The sequence below is a fragment of the Streptomyces sp. NPDC107517 genome (genome assembly GCF_055582645.1).
This window is the reverse complement of sequence record NZ_JBVJPM010000012.1, coordinates 248,426-266,174: the sequence shown is the minus strand read 5'-3', so window position 1 is coordinate 266,174 and position 17,749 is coordinate 248,426. Positions and strand designations below refer to the sequence as shown.

Genomic DNA, 17,749 nt, shown 5'->3' with positions numbered 1-17,749 from the left:
CGGGGACCGGTCAGCAGACCTCTTCAAGGTCCCGCCAGTCCCTGGAGTCGGGGCTGTCCGCGACCCAGCCGTCGAGCAGCCCCCGCACCAGCGCCGCGGGCGCCGCGACACCGCACTCGCGCTCGGGCACCCACAGCTGGCCGTCCGTGCGGTGGCCGAGCGGCCCGGGATGTCCGGGCTCGCTGTGGTCGTGCGGGTCCAGGTGCTCGCCGTCGCCCTCGTCGGACGGCATCCGCGACTCGGAGCACATCCGGCACAGCAACCGCACGGAGGACGACCAGTCCTCGGCGGCGAAACCGGCGTCGGAGGCGAGCTGCTCCAGGGCGTCCCGGTCGGACTCGGTCGCCGCCTCCAGGAGAACGACCCAGGTGGGGACGGGCGAGGGAGCCCACAGCTCGATCTCGTCGAAGACGGGGTACGCGTGCCCGGCGGCCGTCGTCCGCTCCCCGTGGGGCACGCCGTCGTGCAGCACGACCTCGCCCCAGCGCCGCCCGGAGGACGGCAGCGGGATGGACAGGACCTCCATGCGGGCGGGGTCGAGCCTGCGCCCCCACACCACCTCGGCCTCGCCCTCCGGCGACAGCCGCACGGCGGCGCTGCCCAGGTCCATGCCGGTCGGTTCTCCGGCGGCCGTCGCGCCGCCCGGCACCTTCAGTCCGTACGCCTGCCAGGCTCGCCGTGCGAGCGGCCAGTCCTGCAGGGCGGTGGCCGCGATGCCCACGTTCCACCAGTCGGGGGCGCCGCTCTCGCGGTCCAGGAGGGCGACCGCGCGCAGGCCCGCGGCCCGCGCCTGCTCCCAGTCGTGCCGGAACTTGTGCAGCAGCGCGAGGTTGAACCAGGACTCGGACAGCCACGGCTCGAGGTCGGCGGCCCGGGTGAGCAGGGCCCCGGCGTCCTCGTACCGGCCGTCGCCGATGAGCGTGAACGCCCGATCGGTGGCCTGCCGCCATGAGGCGGAGGGCCGGTGCCGTCCCTTGCCGAAGATCCTCACGATTCCCGCCTGCATTCCCGCCTGTCGGTCCGGGGGACGGTGCCCTCGGGAGGCCTTCCCCCAAGGAGCACGGCCGGGGCCTGAGCCCCCGGACATCCTCTTCTTCGCATCCAACCACGTACGGCCACAGAGCCGCTCATTACCCATGGGTTACCCAGCCGGGGGCAGGGTCACCCCGCCCCTCGACACGACCCTGGCCAGGGATTCCACCACATCGGGCTGGTAGTCGCGCCCTGTGGCCAGACGTAGTCGCTCCAGGGCGGTGAGGGGGCCCTGGGGGCCTTCTCCCCGGGCCATCTCGTCGTATGCGTTGGCGGTGCGGACGATGCGCGCGGTGAGGGGCTGCTCACGGTAGGGGTCGGCCTGGCGCTCGACGACGACGGCGACCTCGGCGTCCACGCCCGTCTGGCGCACGACGGCCCCGCCGAGCAGCGCGATCCGGCGCTGCTCCTGGGCGGGCAGGGCGGCGGTGGCGCCGTCGGCCACGGGGTCGACGAGGGACAGCTGCCCGATGTCGTGCATGAGGGCCGCGTACTCCAGGACGGTGAGGTCGGGCTCGGACAGACCCAGCTCACGGCCCACGGCACGGCTGAGCGCCGCGACGCGCAGGGCGTGGCCCTGGGGCGTGTAGCCGGCGATCTCGGTGGCGCGGGCCAGCGAGGCGATCGTCTGCCGGTACGTGGTCCGCACGGCGGCGTACCGGCGGAAGGCGAGCTGGGTCAGGAGGAGGGGCAGGCAGAAGACGGGCAGCGCCCACAGTCCGGCGACGGCCACGGCGAGGGCGATGACGGCGCCGGTGGCGCACACCGCGGAGCCGATGCCGCTCATGGCCCGCAGCTCGTCCCTGAGCAGCGGCCCGAACGGCCAGCCGGTACGGGCGTGCGCCATGGCCGCGGCGAGGACGGCGTCGCACAGCGCGGTCAGCACGAGCAGCCCGACGAGCAGCAGCGCGTAGGCCGCGCCGTCGCCGAGCCAGGCGCCGAACCTGCCCTCGTTGTACAGGGGTTGGAAGCAGACGGCGGCGAAGGCGACGGTGAGGACGCGCCGCGCCATGTGGTCGGCGGACGGTCCGCGCCCGACCGCGAGATGCGGCACGGAGCCGACGAGCGCGGCCGCGACGCAGACGGCGACGACCTGGAGTGCTCCGTGATGCGTCGCCTGCCCCGCCGTCTCCCCGAGGAGTGCGTAGGCGAGCGCGCCGGCGACCCCCAGTGGTGCGGGCTCCCGGTCCCTTCCGGGTGCTCCCCAGCGCGCGAGTTCACCGACGGCTATGAGCACGCCGAAGGCGAGCGCCGTCCCGGGTTCCTCCAGCCCGTTCCACAGGGTGGCGCCCAGGGAGCCGGCGGTGAGCACGACGGCGAGGCCCTGGACGGCCGCGATCGTGGTGCGCGCCCGGCCGCTCCCCGGACTCGGGGACCGCGTCCACGTCACCGCGAGGCCGCCCGCCGCGTGACGCGGGTCCCGGGCACCTGCCCGGCGGCCTCGTCCGCGGTCACGGCCGGGTTCCATCCGTGCCGCCCGAGCGCCCGCACCAGCGCCGCGACCATCAGCGGGTCGAACTGCGCGCCCGCGCACCGGGACAGCTCGGCGAGAGCGACGTCGACGGGCCGCGCCCGCGAGTAGGACCGGGTGGACGTCATCGCGTCGAACGCGTCCGCCACGGCCACCACCCGCGCGAACTCCGGGATCTGCGCCCCCGTGAGCCCGTAGGGGTACCCGCTGCCGTCCATCCGCTCGTGATGATGCAGGATCGCCGCCCGCGCCTCCCCCAGGAACCCGATGCCGCGCACCATCTCGTGCCCGTACTCGGGGTGCAGTTCGATGATGCGCCGCTCCTCGGGGGTCAGCGGGCCGTCCTTGCGCAACAGACGGGTGGGGACGCCGAGTTTGCCGACGTCGTGCAGGATCCCGGCGAACCGCAGGACCTCGGCGCGCTCGTCCGCCATGCCGAGTTCGCGGGCGATCATCATGGACGCCCGGCCGACCCGCTCGCTGTGGCCGCGCGTGTATCCGTCCTTGATGTCGACGGCCTGCACGAGGGCCCGGATCGTCTCCTGGTGGGCGGCGCGCTCGCGGTGGTACTGGGCGAACACCCAGCAGGAGATGTACATCGGCAGCAGGACGAGCAGCGCGGCGAACGGGCCGTACGGGCTGCGCCACAGGACGGCCATCATGAGGCCCGCGAGACCGTGCACGGCGACGGGTCCGAGGGCGCTCGGGAAGAGGCCGCGCCAGGCGGCGCGCAGCGGGACGCGTTCGGCGGTGGCGAGGATGCCGCCGTCGAGCAGGGCGAGGACGGCGCAGAAGACGAGGACCGCCGCTCCGGCGGGCACGAGCGCGTACGGGAAGTGGGGCGCGGACACCGCCGCGGTGCCGCCGAGCGCTGCGTGGACGCGGGCGGCGGCCCAGGTGGCGAGGGCGAGCTGGGCGGCGCGCCAGACGCGGCGCAGGCCGGCCGGGCGCCGGTCGGTCCTGGTGCCGAGCGCGCCGGGCACGGCGACGAGCGCGGCCGCCGCGGGCGGCAGGAGGAACGCTCCGGCGAGCAGGACCGGGAAGAAGGTGCCCATGCCCTGGGGTACGCGGCGCCCGATCACGCGGCACTGGCCCGCGTGTTCGCATGCCGTGTAGAGGACGGCGAGGAGCCCGACGGCGGGCCAGGGAGTGGCCGGGCCCGCGGCGGGGGCCAGGCACGCGAGAGCGCCGCCGGCCGCGCACAGGACGTAGCCGAGGGCCACGGGCTGAACCGTGCGCATACCGACCCCCCTCCCCGTTATCCCGCCTTCAGGTTCCGGAGAATAGAGCGGTGGGGAGGGCGCGCGGGCGGCATCGCGAGGATTCCCCGGGGCACCCGACGGCGGATTAGCACATTCGGGTGACGGGGGTGGAGAAGGAGGGGCGGGGAACCCGGCCGGGAACGGCGGGGAACGGCGGCGGGACGTGACGTACCGCCGTCACGTCCCGCTCGTCACCGCTCGGCCCAGGGGCCGCAGTCTCAGGCTTCCCGCAGCTTGGGAGCCGACGCCGTCACGTCCTGGTCGGGCACGGCCTGCCCCGACCGGATCAGGTCGATGCGGCCCATGACCTTCGACCGCAGATCGCTCGGTACGTCGTCCTGGCCGCAGCACCGCTTGACCAGCTTCTTCACGGCCTGCTCCAGGCCGTACTTCTCGAGGCACGGAGAGCACTCCTCGAAGTGCGTCTCGAACTTCGTGCAGTCACTGTCCGGCATCTCGTGATCGAGGAACTCGTAGAGATGGTCGAGGACTTCACTGCAGTCTGTCTCGTGGTGCTCGCCGCAGCTCATGAGCCCGAGCCTTTCGCTTCGTTCGACTCCCCGGCACCGGCCGGGACCAGTCCGCGGTCGCGGGCGTAGTCCTCGAGCATGCCGCGCAGCTGGCGACGGCCCCGGTGGAGCCGGGACATCACCGTCCCGATGGGTGTCCCCATGATGTCCGCAATCTCCTTGTACGCAAAGCCCTCTACGTCGGCGAGATAGACCGCGATGCGGAACTCCTCGGGGATCGCCTGGAGCGCCGACTTCACGTCCGAGTCGGGCAGGTGGTCGAGCGCCTGCGACTCGGCGGAACGCAGGCCGGTCGACATGTGCGACTCGGCACGCGCCAGCTGCCAGTCCTCGATCTCCTCGGCGGCACTGCGCTGGGGCTCGCGCTGCTTCTTGCGGTACGAGTTGATGAAAGTGTTCGTGAGGATGCGGTACAGCCACGCCTTGAGGTTCGTGCCCTCGCGGAACTGGTGGAACGACGCGTACGCCTTCGCGTAGGTCTCCTGTACCAGGTCCTCGGCATCCGCCGGGTTGCGCGTCATGCGCAGCGCGGCCGAGTACATCTGGTCGAGGAACGTGAGCGCGTCGCGCTCGAAGCGCAGGCTGCGCTCCGCGGCGGTCTCCTCGGGCTCTTCCGCCTGGCCGTGTTCGGTCCCTGCGTCGGTGCCAGTGACCGGACCCACCTCCTCCAACGACGTGGCGGGGCCGAAGGAGACCCCACTCGAATCGGAGAATAGACGACCCTCGGTCGGAGCGGCCTGGCGATCAGGTCCGCCCGCCGTCCGAATGGGGGCGGTCTTCGCCGCGTGCAGCACGCTCCACTCCAGGTCAGCGGCGCTGCTGCGGCTCGGGCAGATGGTCGAACCCATGCGGCGGACTTCCTCTCGTAAGCACTCGTGACAACTCGTGACTTCTCGCAAGTCTTCGACAGCACTCTCGTACCGCCTGTTCCGCACAACAGACGCCCGGGCCGCAACATTCCCGGGCGTTACGCGAGTGATCCGGCCCACTTCACGACGGCGTCCACGATGAGTGCCACGGCCTCGTCCTGGCCGATGTCCGCCCGCTTCGGCACCGCGAACCCGTGGTCCCCGTAAGGGATTTCGACGAGCTCGTACGTGGTGGATCCGGGGAATTCCGCGGGTTTCCCGAAGGGGTCGTTGCCGCCCTGGACGACGAGGGCGGGGACCTCGGCACCGAGGAGTTCGTCGGCGCGGGACTTCTCGGGGCGGCCCGGCGGGTGGAGCGGGAAGCTCAGGGCGAGGACGGCGGCCGCGCCGAGTTCCCGCGCCGTGCGGCACGCCACGCGCGCGCCCGCGCTGCGCCCGCCCGAGACGACCGGGAGCCCCGGCTTCTCCAGGGCGGGCCACACCCCGCGCCAGCCGACGTCCAGGGTCTTCGGTGCGGGTGCCACCTTCTTGCCGGCCACCCGCCACGGCTGCTCGACGAGGGCGACGGTCACTCCGTGTGCGGGCAGCTCGGCGGCGAGGGCCTTCAGGTCCCGCGCCTCGATGCCGCCGCCGGCGCCATGGCTGAGGGCCAGGACGAGGCGGGCCTTCTTCGCGGGGGCCGGGTACCAGGTGATGCGGGCCTCACCTGCGCCGGTCTCGACGGTCTCGGTCTTCGCGGCGGGCCCGGCGGCGCGCGTGGCCGTGTTACTGGCCGTGTTGCTGGTCGTGTTCTTGGTCACGTCAGAAGAGTGTGCCCTCCTCGGGCCCCTCCAGCTCCTTGAGCAGCTCGGGCCCGTTGTTGCGCACGTTGCTGACCGAGGTCGAGACGGGGTAGGCCCGCATCAGGCCCTCCGGCGGCGGCGCGAGCAGCGACTTCAGGTCGTCGACGTCGGTGCGGGCCGGGTCGAGCCAGGCGTCCCACCGGTCCGGGGTGAGCATGAGCGGCATCCGGGGGTGGATGTCGAAGAGCGAGCGGGGCCCCTCGTCGGGGGCGACGGCGAGCGGCGCGGTCTCCGCCTCGGTGGTGATGACGGTGCAGGTCACCCACCAGGCGAGCGGGTGCTCGTCGGGCAGGGTGCGGTCGCGCCAGAACTCGTACAGGCCCGCCATCGCGAAGACGGAGCCGTCGGCGGGCGTGACGAAGTAGGGCTGCTTGCGCGGCCGCTTCTTCTTGCCCTCGACCTCCAGGTCCCGCTCGCCGACGCCGGTGACCCACTCGTAGTAGCCGTCCGCGGGCAGAATGCAGCGGCGGCTCGCGAAGGCGCGGCGGTACGAGGGCTTCTCGGACACCGTCTCGGCGCGGGCGTTGATCATCCGGGCGCCGCCCTCGGGGGTCTTCGACCACGACGGCACGAGGCCCCACTTGAGCGTGCGCAGCTGGCGAACCGGATTCCGGTCGGCGGCGTCCTTCACAGGGCGGTCGAGGACCGCGTAGACCTCCTTGGTCGGGGCCACGTTGAAGTCGGGCGCGAGGGTCTCCTCGGGCTCCCACTTCTCGATCTCAAAGATTCCTGCGAGATCCTCGGGCCTACGACTCGATGCATACCGTCCGCACATACGTGCCACAGTGCCAGATACTGGCCCGCCAGAGGGAGCCGCTCCAACCATGTACGTCACCGCGAGCAGCGCCGCCGCCGACCTGTGGGACCGGGTCTTCGGCAGCCAGTCCGACCCCGATCAGTGGGTGGTGTTCGCCACAGCGGCGGTCGCGCTCGCCGTGATCGTCCCGCACAACATATGGCGGCTCTCCCGCAACGCGATCACCATCGCCCACGAGGGCGGGCACGGCGTCGTGGCCCTGCTCAGCGGGCGCCGTCTCGACGGCATCAGGCTGCACTCGGACACCAGCGGCCTCACGGTCAGCCGCGGCAAGCCGTCGGGCCTCGGCATGATCCTGACCGCGGGAGCCGGCTACACCGCTCCCCCGCTCCTCGGCCTCGGCGGCGCGGCGCTGCTCGCCGCCGGGCACATCACGGCCCTCCTGTGGCTGGCCACGGCTCTGCTCGTGGCGCTGCTCGTGATGATCAGGAACGCTTATGGCGCGCTGACCGTGATCCTGACCGGCGGCCTCTTCGTGCTCGTGTCCTGGCTGGCGGGACCGCAGGTGCAGGCCGCGTTCGCCTACGTCGTCGTGTGGTTCCTGCTGCTGGGCGGCGTGCGGCCCGCGTTCGAGCTGCAGAGCAAGCGCAGGCGGGGCGGGGCCGGGGACTCCGACGCGGACCAGCTGTCGCGGCTCACGCACGTGCCGGCGGGAATGTGGCTGTTCTTCTTCCACGCCGTCTCACTGTGCTCACTGCTCGGCGGGGGCCGCTGGCTGCTCGGACTGTGACCCCCTGCTCGGCGGGGCGGGGGCTCGTGATCCGGCCCGATCGCCTGAGCCCACTAAAGTAAAGGCATGACCGAAATCCCCGCGCACACCTCCCTCTGGCCCGCCCCGCACGCGAGCGGCCCCGTCTTCGCGACGGTCCATGTGCCGGGATCGAAGTCGGTCACCAACCGCGCGCTCGTCCTGGCCGCGCTCGCCGCCGAGCCCGGCTGGCTGCGCCGCCCGCTGCGCTCGCGCGACACGCTCCTGATGGCGGCCGCCCTGCGCGCCATGGGCGTCGGCATCGAGGAGGGCGTGGGCCCGGACGGTTCCGGCGAGGCCTGGCGCGTGATCCCCTCGGGGCTGCGCGGCCCGGCCACGGTCGACGTGGGCAACGCCGGCACGGTGATGCGCTTCCTGCCCCCGGTCGCAGCGCTCGCCGACGGACCGGTGCGCTTCGACGGGGACCCCCGTTCGTACGAGCGGCCGCTGAACGGCGTGATCGACGCGCTGCGCGTGCTCGGCGCCCGGATCGACGACGACAGCCGCGGCTCGCTCCCGATGACCGTGCACGGCACCGGCGCCCTCGACGGCGGCCGGGTCGAGATCGACGCGTCCTCCTCGTCGCAGTTCGTCAGCGCCCTCCTGCTGTCCGCGCCGCGCTTCAACCAGGGGGTCGAGGTGCGTCACGTCGGCGGCCCGCTGCCCTCGATGCCGCACATCCGGATGACCGTCGACATGCTGCGCACGGTCGGCGCCCAGGTCGACACCCCGGAGTCCGGCGGCGAGCCGAACGCCTGGCGCGTCACCTCGGGCGCCCTGCTCGGCCGCGATCTGACGGTGGAGCCCGACCTGTCGAACGCCCAGCCGTTCCTGGCCGCGGCCCTCGTCACCGGCGGCAAGGTCACCGTCCCCGACTGGCCGGAGCGCACGACGCAGCCCGGCGACCGGCTGCGCGAGATCTTCACCCTGATGGGCGGCTCCTGCGAACTGACCGGGCAGGGCCTCGAGTTCACCGGATCCGGCGCGATCCACGGCATCGACGTGGACCTGAGCGAGGTCGGCGAGCTGACGCCCGGCATCGCGGCCGTCGCGGCCCTCGCCGACTCCCCCTCCACGCTGCGGGGCGTGGCGCACCTGCGTCTGCACGAGACGGACCGCCTGGCCGCGCTCACCAAGGAGATCAACGAGCTCGGCGGCGACGTCACCGAGACGGCCGACGGCCTGCACATCCGGCCGCGCCGCCTGCACGGCGGGATCTTCCACACCTACGACGACCACCGCATGGCCACCGCGGGCGCGATCATCGGCCTCGCCGTGCCGGGCGTGGAGATCGAGAACGTGGGGACGACCGCCAAGACCCTGCCCGACTTCCCCGACCTGTGGGCCGGGATGCTGGGGAACTGACGGGCGGATCGAGATCATGCGCCGTTACGGCAAGAACCCCGACGAGGACGACATCCGCGTCCGCCCCAACCGCAAGGGCAACCGCCCGCGCACGAACATCCGCCCGAAGCACGAGGACGCCGCCGACGGCATGGTCCTGACCGTGGACCGGGGCCGCCTCACCGTCCTCATCGACGACATCCCGGTCACCGCGATGAAGGCCCGCGAGCTGGGCCGCAAGGCGGCCGTCGTCGGCGACCAGGTCTCCGTCGTCGGGGATCTGTCCGGCAAGAAGGACACCCTCGCCCGCATCGTCCGCATCGGGGAGCGCACCTCCGTCCTGCGCCGCACGGCCGACGACGACGACCCGTACGAGCGCGTGGTCGTCGCCAACGCGGACCAGCTCGCCATCGTCACCGCCCTCGCTGACCCCGAGCCGCGCCCCCGCATGATCGACCGCTGCCTCGTCGCCGCGTACGACAGCGGGCTCGACCCGCTCCTCGTCCTGACCAAGTCGGACCTCGACCCGCCGGACAAACTCCTGGAGCTGTACGGGGCGTTGGGCGTCCCCTACGTCGTCACCAGCCGGGACGAGCTGGAGAGCGGGGCCGCGGTCGCACGGGTGCGCGAGCAGCTCGACGGCAAGATCACCGTGTTCGTCGGCCACTCCGGCGTCGGCAAGACGACGCTGGTGAACTCGCTGGTGCCCAAGGGCAGCCGGCGTACGACGGGCCATGTCAACGCGGTCACGGGCCGCGGCCGGCACACCACGACGTCCGCGCTCGCGCTGCCGCTGCCCGACGACAGCGGATGGGTGATCGACACCCCGGGCGTGCGCTCCTTCGGTCTGCACTACATCGACCCGTCGCGCGTCATCCACGCCTTCCCCGACCTGGAGCCGGGCACCGAGAACTGCCCGCGCGCGTGCAGCCACGACGAACCGGACTGCGCGCTCGACGAGTGGGTCACTCAGGGACACGCCGATCCCGCGCGTCTGTACTCACTGCGGAGGCTGCTCGCCACGAGGGAGCGACGCGAGGGCGACTGACCTCAGCGTTGTTTGCGACCGCGCCTCGACGGTAAGTGCATAATCGCACCAAGCCGGACGCAAGATCGAAACCGTACGAAGCGGTCACGGAAGTCGAAGATGCTGGAGGCAAGCACATGGCGTGGCTGCTGGTCATCGTGGCGGGGATTCTCGAGACCGGCTTCGCGGTCTGCCTGAAGCTCTCGCACGGCTTCACCCGGCTCTGGCCGACGATCGCGTTCTCGTGCTTCGCCCTCGGCAGCTTCGGCCTCCTCACGCTCGCGCTGCGCAAGCTCGACGTGGGCCCCGCGTACGCGGTGTGGACGGGCATCGGCGCGGCGGGCACCGCGATCTACGGGATGGTCTTCCTCGACGACCTGGTCTCCACCCTCAAGCTCGTCTCGATCTCGCTCGTGATCGTCGGTGTGATCGGGCTTCAGCTGTCGGGCTCGGCACACTGAGCCGTCGGCAGCCGTCCCGTACCGTCAACTCGGCTTCTTCGACGGGCCGTTCACGTCAGACGACGGTGGCGCCCGTCCTGCGGTGCGTCAGCGCGTCCCGCACGAGGCGCGCGACGCCGCCCTCGGCCTCGGGGGCGATCAGACAGGACAGGGCGAGCCGGACGGCCAGTTCGCAGTCTCGGGCCAGGTGGTCCGCCTCCGCCCGCGGCCGGCCCGCCGAACGCAACGCGACCGCGGCCCGCTCACGGACCAGCTTCACCAGGTCGCCGGGGCCGGGGAGCGGCCCGTCGGCCCGGCGCTGCGCGGGCACAGTGGACGACGAGGGCACCCCGGCGAGCGCCGGGGCCGGCAGTCGCCCGCCCCAGCAGCCGGTGAGCACGGCCCGTACCAGCGCGCTGGAACCGGCCGCGGTGACGGTCCACTCGGCGACGCCCTCGACCCCGGCCTCCTTCAGGGCCCGGTCGACGCCCGCCAGATAGGCGTCGGCCTCGCGTCGGACCAGGGCGCGCGCGAGCCCGTCCTTGCTGCCGAACTCGTTGTAGAGGGTCTGCCGGGACACCCCGGCGACGGCCGCCACGTCGATCATCCGCACCAGGGGCCAGGCGCGCCCGGCCAGCGCCGTACCGGCCGCGTCCAGCAAGGACTCCCGCGCCGTGGGCATCGCCGCCTCCCCGCGCCGTAGCGGCTCAACCGTCAGCGTTGACGCGCACGCGTGCCCTGTCAATAGCCCTCGCGGACCGCCGGGCCCGGCGCCCTGTGGCCCCGGACCGACCTCGATCGATACTGTTCGTCCATGCCCGACTATCACGATGATCTGCGCCTCGCCCACGTCCTCGCGGACGCCGCCGACGCCGCGACCATGGACCGGTTCAAGGCCCTCGACCTGAAGGTCGAGACCAAACCGGACATGACGCCGGTGAGCGAGGCCGACAAGGCCGCGGAGGAGCTCATCCGCGGCCAGCTGAAGCGGGCACGGCCGCGGGACGCGATCCTCGGCGAGGAGTACGGGATCGAGGGGACGGGACCGCGCCGCTGGGTCGTCGACCCGATCGACGGCACCAAGAACTACGTACGAGGCGTGCCGGTCTGGGCGACGCTCATCTCGTTGATGGAGGCGGGCGAGGGCGGCTACCAGCCGGTGGTCGGCGTCGTCTCCGCGCCGGCTCTCGGCCGCCGCTGGTGGGCGGCGAAGGGCGCGGGCGCCTACACGGGCCGCAGCCTGACATCGGCCTCGCGCCTCAACGTCTCCAAGGTCGGGCGCCTCGCTGACGCCTCCTTCGCGTACTCCTCGCTGAGCGGCTGGGAGGAGCAGGGCCGGCTCGACGGCTTCCTCGACCTCACGCGCGCGGTGTGGCGCACGCGTGGATACGGCGACTTCTGGCCGTACATGATGGTCGCCGAGGGCGCCGTCGACATGGCGGCGGAGCCCGAGCTCTCCCTGTGGGACATGGCGGCGAACGCGATCATCGTGACGGAGGCGGGCGGCGTCTTCACCGGCCTCGACGGGCGCCACGGCCCGCACAGCGGCAACGCGGCGGCGTCGAACGGCCTGCTCCACGGCGAGCTGCTGAGCTACCTGCAGACGTGAGCGTCGCGCCGCTACGGCGCGCGGAAGCTCCGTAGCGGCGCAACGGACCTTCCGCGCCCCCTTGTTGACGGCCCGAGCGGCTGCGACTCTGAGAGTCCCCACACTTGTGAACTTGTGAATCCGTTCTCCAGGTCGGGACCGGAGGCAATCCTTCGGCATCCCGGAGGTCGCGGATTCACCAAGGAGGTGGCTCACGCCCATGCTCGTCCGCGACGCCATGAGCACGATGGTCCTCACCATCGGCCCCGCCCACACACTGCGCAGGTCGGCCCGGCTGATGTCCGAACGCCGGGTCGGCGCGGCGGTCGTCCTCGACCCCGACACCTGCGGGATCGGCATTCTGACCGAGCGCGACATCCTCAACTCGCTCGGCCTCGGCCAGAACCCGGACCATGAGATCGCCGGCACCCACACCACGACCGACGTCGTCTTCGCCGCCCCGGCGTGGACGCTCCAGGAGGCTGCCGAGGCCATGTCGCACGGCGGCTTCCGGCATCTCATCGTGCTCGACGACCAGGAGCCGGTCGGCATCGTGTCGGTCCGCGACATCATCCGCTGCTGGGCCCCGGCCCGCCGCGCGTCGACCACGCTGGTGAGCTGATTCGCGTACGGCGCCGCCGTACGCGAACAAGAGGGCCGGCCCCCGATGGGAGCCGGCCCTCTGCCTGCGTCAAGCGTCCCGGTCAGCCGCGAAGGGCCTGGACCGCGGCCTCGAGGCGCTTGCCGAAGTCACCGTCCGCCTGGCGGAAGTTGCCGATCGCGCGCTCGGCGATGTCGTCGCGGGAGACGCCCGCGATGTTGCCCGCGAGGTTCTCGATCAGACGGGCCTTCTCGTCCTCGGACATCAGGCGGTAGAGGTTGCCCGCCTGCACGAAGTCGTTGTCCTCGGCGTGCGAGGGGGCCTCGTGGTTGCCGGTGCCGCCGGTGACGGGTGTCGACACCCACAGCGGCCGGTCCGTCTGGAACGGGCCGCCGAAGGAGTTCGGCTCGTAGTTCTTCGCGCCCCGGTGGCGGCCGTCGTACAGGAAGCCGTCACGGGAGTTGGTGCGCGCCTCGGTGGCGTGCGGCGGTTCACCGGCAGGTGGTCGGCGTTGATACCGACGCGGTAGCGGTGCGCGTCCCCGTACGCGAAAAGGCGGCCCTGGAGCATCTTGTCGGGCGACGGGCCGATGCCCGGCACGAAGTGCGCCGGCGAGAAGATGCTCTGCTCGACCTCGGCGAAGATGTTCTCCGGGTTGCGGTTGAGCTCCAGCTTGCCGATCTCGATCGCCGGGTAGTCCTCGTGCGGCCACACCTTGGTGAGGTCGAACGGGTTGAAGCGGTAGGTCGCCGCGTCAGCCGCCGGCATGATCTGCACCTGCACGGTCCAGGACGGGAACTCGCCGCGCTCGATGGCCTCGCGCAGGTCGCGCTGGTGCGAGTCCGGGTCCTCACCGGCGAGCTTCGCGGCCTCGCCGGCCGTGAGGTTCTTGATCCCCTGGTCGGTCTTGAAGTGGTACTTGACCCAGAAGACCTCGCCGGCCTCGTTGTTCCACTGGTACGTGTGCGAGCCGTACCCGTTCATGTGGCGCAGCGTCGCCGGGATGCCTCGGTCGCCGAAGAGCCAGGTGACCTGGTGCGTCGACTCGGGGCTCAGGCCCCAGAAGTCCCACACGTTGTCGGCCTCCTGCGAGCCCGTGTACGGGTCGCGCTTCTGCGTGTGGATGAAGTCGGGGAACTTGATGGCGTCCTTGATGAAGAACACCGGGGTGTTGTTGCCGACGAGGTCGTAGTTCCCCTCCTCGGTGTAGAACTTCAGCGCGAAGCCGCGGGGGTCACGCACGGCGTCCGCGGAGCCGAGGCTGCCCGCGACGGTGGAGAACCGCAGGAACGTCTCGGTCTGCTTGCCGACCTCGGAGAGGAACGTGGCCCGCGTCCACTGCGAGACGTCCCGGGTCAGCGTGAACGTGCCGTACGCACCGGCGCCGCGGGCGTGCACGATGCGCTCCGGGATGCGCTCGCGGTTGAAGTGCGCGAGCTTCTCGAGCAGCGCCTGGTCCTGGACCAGCACAGGCCCGCCGACGCCCGCGGTCTCGCTGTTCTGGTTGTCGGCGACCGGCGCGCCGGCCTCCGTGGTGAGCGGTCCCTGCGACGTCACGTGCGCCTCCTGTGTCAAGTCAGCCAAATCCTGTCCCTTGGCCAAAGCCAGTTTCGATCCTACAATGGACAATGTCTAAGTCAAGTGAGCTTCCAAAGTCACACCCGTTCGGGACCTGGTCCCTCCGCCTGTTAGGCTGGCCCTCATGAGTGACCTGTTGGAACGACTGCGCGGACGCGGCTGGCGTATGACCGCACAGCGGCGCGTCGTGGCCGAGGTCCTCGACGGCGACCATGTCCACCTGACGGCCGACGAGGTGCATTCACTCGCCGTCGCCAGACTCCCCGAGATCTCCCGGGCGACCGTCTACAACACGCTCGGCGAGATGGTCTCCCTCGGCGAGGTCATCGAGGTCGCCACGGACAAGCGCGCCAAGCGCTACGACCCGAACGCGCACCGCCCGCACCAGCACCTGGTCTGCGCCCGGTGCGGCGCGATCCGGGACGTCCACCCGAGCGGCAACCCGCTCACCGACCTCCCCGACTCCGAGCGCTTCGGCTTCACGATCTCGGACGTCGAGGTGACGTACCGGGGCGTCTGCCCGAACTGCGCGAAGGCGTAGCGCACACCACCCTTTCCGAGGAGGGCCCGCACCGTCCGGTGCGGGCCCTCCTCGCATACCCCTCCTCGCGCGCCCCTCTTACCGCACCCCTCTTCACCGGACCCTCTCGCGCGCCCCTTTGGTCCGTATCTCAACAACCCGCCCCCTTCCCCAATCTGACGACCCGTCATATCGTCGGCGGCGCCCACCTCCACCGCACCCCGGGAGGAAAACCGTGGGAGAGCCGCACCCCAAACTCCAGGCCCGCACACTCACCCGGTCCTTCGGCCGAGGCCACCGCACGGTGGCGGCCCTCGGTCCCCTCGACCTCACCATCGCCCCCGGCGAGTTCACCTGCGTGGTCGGTCCCTCCGGCTGCGGGAAGTCCACCCTCCTGCGCATCGCCGCCGGCCTGCTGCGCCCCACCGCGGGCGAGCTGGCCATCCGCACAAAGAGCGACCGCCCGGCCGCGATGATCTTCCAGGACTACGGGATCTACGACTGGAAGACGGTCCTGGCCAACGTCCGCTTCGGCCTCGACATCCAGAAGGTCCCCCGCCGCGAGGCCGACGCCCGCGCCACCGACTGGCTCACCCGCATGGGCCTCGCCGACTTCGCCGACGCCTATCCGGCCGCGCTGTCCGGCGGCATGCGCCAGCGCGTCGCCATCGCCCGCGCGCTCGCCGTCGAGCCCGAGATCCTCCTCATGGACGAGCCGTTCGCGGCCCTCGACGCCCAGCTGCGCACGATCCTGCAGGACGAGCTCCTCGACCTCACCCAGAGCACCCGCACCACCACCCTCTTCATCACCCACAGCCTGGAAGAGGCGATCGTGCTCGGCGACCGCGTCCTCGTGATGTCGGCACGGCCGGGCCGCATCATCGCCGAGCGCCGCCCGCCGTTCGCCCGGCCGCGCACCGGCGACATCCGCTCGACACCCGAATTCACCGCGCTGAAGGGCGAGTTGTGGGATCTGCTGCGGGGCGAGGTACGTCGCGACGAGGCGGTCCCGGCATGACGACGACCGCGCCGAAGGAAGACACGACGCTCCTGGTCAGACGGCCGGGCCCGCAGGAGCTGCACCCTGCCCGCACCCACCGCAGGCGCCGCGCCCTCGAACTCTCGCTCGCCGTCGCCGTCCCCCTCGTCCTGGTCCTGCTGTGGCAGCTCGCCGCCACCCAGGCGTGGATCGACGACCGCGTCTACCCGGCGCCGTCCACGATCCTCGTCGACGGCTGGCACCGCGCCGCGGACGGCGACCTGTGGCCGGACGTGTGGGCCACTCTCAAGCGCGTACTCGCCGGATACGCGATCGGCACCGTCGCCGGATACGCCCTCGGCCTCCTGATGGGCTCGCTCTCCGTGGTGCGCGCCGCCCTCGAACCGATGCTGGACGCGCTCTACGTCGTTCCGAAGCTGGCCCTGCTGCCGATCTTCCTGAACATGTTCGGTCTCGGCGAGGGCCCGCAGATCGCGCTGGTCGCCGCGACCGTCTTCTTCTTCGTCTGGATCTCCACGATGGCGGCGGTGCTCGCCGTCCCCTCCGGCCACCGGGACGCCGGACAGGTCTTCGGCGCCTCTCCGTGGCAGATGTTCCGGCACGTCCTGCTTCCGGCGTCGCTGCCCGCGGTCCTGGTCGGCGCCCGCATCGCCGCCGGCGTCGCGGTCCTCGTGATCGTCGCCTCCGAGCAGATCGCGGCCACGAACGGCCTCGGCCACCTGATCTTCGACGCCCGCGCCCTCTTCCAGAACGACGTGATGTTCGTCGGCATCGTCTGCGTCGCCGTGCTCGGCGTCGTCTTCTCCGAACTGGTGCGCATAGCGGGCCGGCTGCTCACTCCGTGGGCGCCGCGCGACCGCGGCCGCGGCCAGTCCTGACCTCCACCGTCCCTTCCCGTACGGAGAATCCATGCGCACCAGACTCGTCTGTACGACGCTGCTCGCGACCGGCGCCCTGCTCGCCTCGGCCGGCTGCGGCGGCAACAGCCACTCCTCGCCCAACACGGCCGCCAAGCCCCGCACGGTCAAGGCGGTGGCGGGCTGCGGGAAGAACGGCTGGACCGATCCTTCGGACCTGGCCGCCGACCGCGCACCCGCCCGCTGCGACAAGGGCGCCCCGGCGCCGGTGAAGCTCGCCAAGACCCGCAAGCTCACCATCGCGACCGGCACCCTGAGCGCCGAGTACGTGGCCCCGCTCGAACTGGCTCTGCAGAAGGGCGAGTTCAAGAAGGAGGGTCTCGACGTCACCCTGAAGGTCCTGCCGACCCCGGACGCGCTCCCGCTGCTGGCCAAGGGGGACATCGACGCGCAGTGGGCGGCGCCCGAGGCCGCGGTGATGAACGGCATCAGCGGCGGCTTCGACATCAAGTGGGTCGCCGGGAACTTCTCCCCGGACCCGAAGTCCAAGAGCGGAATGTGGGTGCGCCTGAAGAAGGGGCAGAGCCCGGACCACGTCCCGATGGCGGGGCGCAGGCTCGGCACGATGATCGGCAAGGGCTCGGTCATCTCGTACCCCATGGACAAGGCGCTGAAGAAGCACGGCGGCGGGCTCGACAAGATCCAGTTCCAGCAGCTCGGCTCGGCCGACGTGCTGACCGCGCTTCAGAACGGCGGTGTCGACTCGGCCTGGCTGCTCGACCCGGTGTGGCGCAAGGTCGACGGCGACAAGCGGTTCGCGTTCCTGGGCGGCCAGCCGCTCGGTGAACCCCTGGGCGGCCTCCTGTTCGGCCCGAAGCTCCTCAAGGAGGACCCGGACGCCGGGGTCGCGTTCCTGCGCGCGTACATCCGCACGGTGAACACGTACTTCGCGGGCGACTACAAGAAGGACCCGGCGTTCGTCACCGACCTCGCCGGGCTCCTGAAGACCGACAAGGCCGTACTGGAGTCGACGCCGTCGCTGCGGATGGACTGGGAGATCAGGTCGGGCACGACGGACAGGCTCCAGGCCGCGTACCGCGCGGCGGGCGTCTCCAAGGGGGACCCCCTTGCGGAGGACAAGGTCGTGGACCGGGCGCTGTACGCGGAGGCGGTGGGCCACAAGCCGTGACGCCGGGCTGATCCGGCCGGAAACAGAGCTGAGG

Annotated in this window: 18 protein-coding genes and 1 pseudogene; 10 read left to right on the top strand and 9 right to left on the bottom strand. The window is 71.8% G+C overall.

Annotated features, from left to right (window positions below):
* Window positions 1-10: 10 nt before the first annotated feature.
* The 7 genes from ACZ67T_RS27070 to ACZ67T_RS27040 all read right to left on the bottom strand — a co-directional run bounded on the left by ACZ67T_RS27070 (window position 11) and on the right by ACZ67T_RS27040 (window position 6,781).
* Window positions 11-991, bottom strand: a complete 981-nt coding sequence (locus tag ACZ67T_RS27070; RefSeq protein WP_469987562.1) for a tetratricopeptide repeat protein — start codon at window positions 989-991, stop codon at window positions 11-13.
* A gap of 150 nt (window positions 992-1,141) precedes the next feature.
* On the bottom strand, window positions 1,142-2,500 hold the full coding sequence (locus ACZ67T_RS27065) for an HD-GYP domain-containing protein (RefSeq protein WP_469987561.1): 1,359 nt from the start codon (window positions 2,498-2,500) through the stop codon (window positions 1,142-1,144).
* Window positions 2,419-3,744, bottom strand: coding sequence for an HD-GYP domain-containing protein (locus ACZ67T_RS27060; protein WP_469987560.1), 1,326 nt, complete (start codon window positions 3,742-3,744; stop codon window positions 2,419-2,421). Before ACZ67T_RS27060 ends, ACZ67T_RS27065 begins: the two co-directional genes overlap by 82 nt.
* A gap of 239 nt (window positions 3,745-3,983) precedes the next feature.
* Window positions 3,984-4,295 carry a mycothiol system anti-sigma-R factor gene (gene rsrA, locus ACZ67T_RS27055; RefSeq protein ID WP_326774182.1) on the bottom strand — a complete coding sequence of 104 codons (312 nt, stop codon included), beginning with the start codon at window positions 4,293-4,295 and terminating at the stop codon, window positions 3,984-3,986.
* Entirely contained in the window at window positions 4,292-4,957 is a 666-nt protein-coding gene (sigR, locus tag ACZ67T_RS27050) for an RNA polymerase sigma factor SigR (RefSeq protein WP_199841903.1), read from the bottom strand. Before sigR ends, rsrA begins: the two co-directional genes overlap by 4 nt.
* Window positions 4,958-5,262: 305 nt before the next feature.
* On the bottom strand, window positions 5,263-5,859 hold the full coding sequence (locus ACZ67T_RS27045; protein ID WP_469987612.1) for an alpha/beta hydrolase family protein: 597 nt from the start codon (window positions 5,857-5,859) through the stop codon (window positions 5,263-5,265).
* A 106-nt stretch (window positions 5,860-5,965) separates the two neighbouring features.
* Window positions 5,966-6,781 carry an SOS response-associated peptidase gene (locus ACZ67T_RS27040; protein ID WP_469987559.1) on the bottom strand — a complete coding sequence of 272 codons (816 nt, stop codon included), beginning with the start codon at window positions 6,779-6,781 and terminating at the stop codon, window positions 5,966-5,968.
* A gap of 49 nt (window positions 6,782-6,830) precedes the next feature.
* Between ACZ67T_RS27040 and ACZ67T_RS27035 the strand changes: the two genes are divergently transcribed.
* The 4 genes from ACZ67T_RS27035 to ACZ67T_RS27020 all read left to right on the top strand — a co-directional run bounded on the left by ACZ67T_RS27035 (window position 6,831) and on the right by ACZ67T_RS27020 (window position 10,403).
* Window positions 6,831-7,553 (top strand): M50 family metallopeptidase, encoded by a 723-nt coding sequence (locus ACZ67T_RS27035; protein WP_469987558.1) that lies wholly within the window; start codon window positions 6,831-6,833, stop codon window positions 7,551-7,553.
* 66 nt (window positions 7,554-7,619) lie between these two features.
* Complete coding sequence (aroA, locus tag ACZ67T_RS27030) at window positions 7,620-8,936, top strand: 3-phosphoshikimate 1-carboxyvinyltransferase (RefSeq protein ID WP_469987557.1); 1,317 nt, start codon at window positions 7,620-7,622, stop codon at window positions 8,934-8,936.
* Between the two features lie 16 nt (window positions 8,937-8,952).
* Window positions 8,953-9,963 (top strand): ribosome small subunit-dependent GTPase A, encoded by a 1,011-nt coding sequence (gene rsgA, locus ACZ67T_RS27025; RefSeq protein ID WP_469987556.1) that lies wholly within the window; start codon window positions 8,953-8,955, stop codon window positions 9,961-9,963.
* Window positions 9,964-10,079: 116 nt separating this feature from the next.
* A complete protein-coding gene (locus ACZ67T_RS27020) occupies window positions 10,080-10,403 on the top strand; it encodes a DMT family transporter (protein WP_116510189.1) in 324 nt (107 codons plus the stop codon).
* A gap of 55 nt (window positions 10,404-10,458) precedes the next feature.
* Here ACZ67T_RS27020 and ACZ67T_RS27015 read toward each other — a convergent pair whose 3' ends face one another.
* Window positions 10,459-11,064: a TetR/AcrR family transcriptional regulator gene (locus tag ACZ67T_RS27015; RefSeq protein WP_469987555.1), complete on the bottom strand. Its 606-nt coding sequence runs from the start codon at window positions 11,062-11,064 to the stop codon at window positions 10,459-10,461.
* Between the two features lie 132 nt (window positions 11,065-11,196).
* On the opposite strand from ACZ67T_RS27015, the gene hisN reads away from it, so the two are divergent.
* Together hisN and ACZ67T_RS27005 are read left to right on the top strand one after the other, a co-directional pair.
* Entirely contained in the window at window positions 11,197-11,991 is a 795-nt protein-coding gene (gene hisN / locus ACZ67T_RS27010; RefSeq protein ID WP_469987554.1) for a histidinol-phosphatase, read from the top strand.
* Window positions 11,992-12,190: 199 nt separating this feature from the next.
* Window positions 12,191-12,592, top strand: coding sequence for a CBS domain-containing protein (locus tag ACZ67T_RS27005; protein ID WP_100595972.1), 402 nt, complete (start codon window positions 12,191-12,193; stop codon window positions 12,590-12,592).
* Window positions 12,593-12,674: 82 nt separating this feature from the next.
* Here the strand turns inward: ACZ67T_RS27005 and ACZ67T_RS27000 are convergent.
* Window positions 12,675-14,146: pseudogene (locus ACZ67T_RS27000) on the bottom strand (catalase).
* Window positions 14,147-14,273: 127 nt separating this feature from the next.
* On the opposite strand from ACZ67T_RS27000, the gene ACZ67T_RS26995 reads away from it, so the two are divergent.
* The 4 genes from ACZ67T_RS26995 to ACZ67T_RS26980 all read left to right on the top strand — a co-directional run bounded on the left by ACZ67T_RS26995 (window position 14,274) and on the right by ACZ67T_RS26980 (window position 17,715).
* The gene (locus tag ACZ67T_RS26995) at window positions 14,274-14,690 is read left to right on the top strand and encodes a Fur family transcriptional regulator (protein ID WP_469987553.1); all 417 of its coding nucleotides are present in this window, start codon (window positions 14,274-14,276) and stop codon (window positions 14,688-14,690) included.
* A gap of 214 nt (window positions 14,691-14,904) precedes the next feature.
* The gene (locus tag ACZ67T_RS26990) at window positions 14,905-15,687 is read left to right on the top strand and encodes an ABC transporter ATP-binding protein (protein ID WP_469987552.1); all 783 of its coding nucleotides are present in this window, start codon (window positions 14,905-14,907) and stop codon (window positions 15,685-15,687) included.
* Window positions 15,684-16,547 (top strand): ABC transporter permease, encoded by an 864-nt coding sequence (locus tag ACZ67T_RS26985; protein WP_469987551.1) that lies wholly within the window; start codon window positions 15,684-15,686, stop codon window positions 16,545-16,547. Before ACZ67T_RS26990 ends, ACZ67T_RS26985 begins: the two co-directional genes overlap by 4 nt.
* A 31-nt stretch (window positions 16,548-16,578) precedes the next feature.
* Entirely contained in the window at window positions 16,579-17,715 is a 1,137-nt protein-coding gene (locus ACZ67T_RS26980) for an ABC transporter substrate-binding protein (protein WP_469987550.1), read from the top strand.
* Window positions 17,716-17,749: the final 34 nt, after the last annotated feature.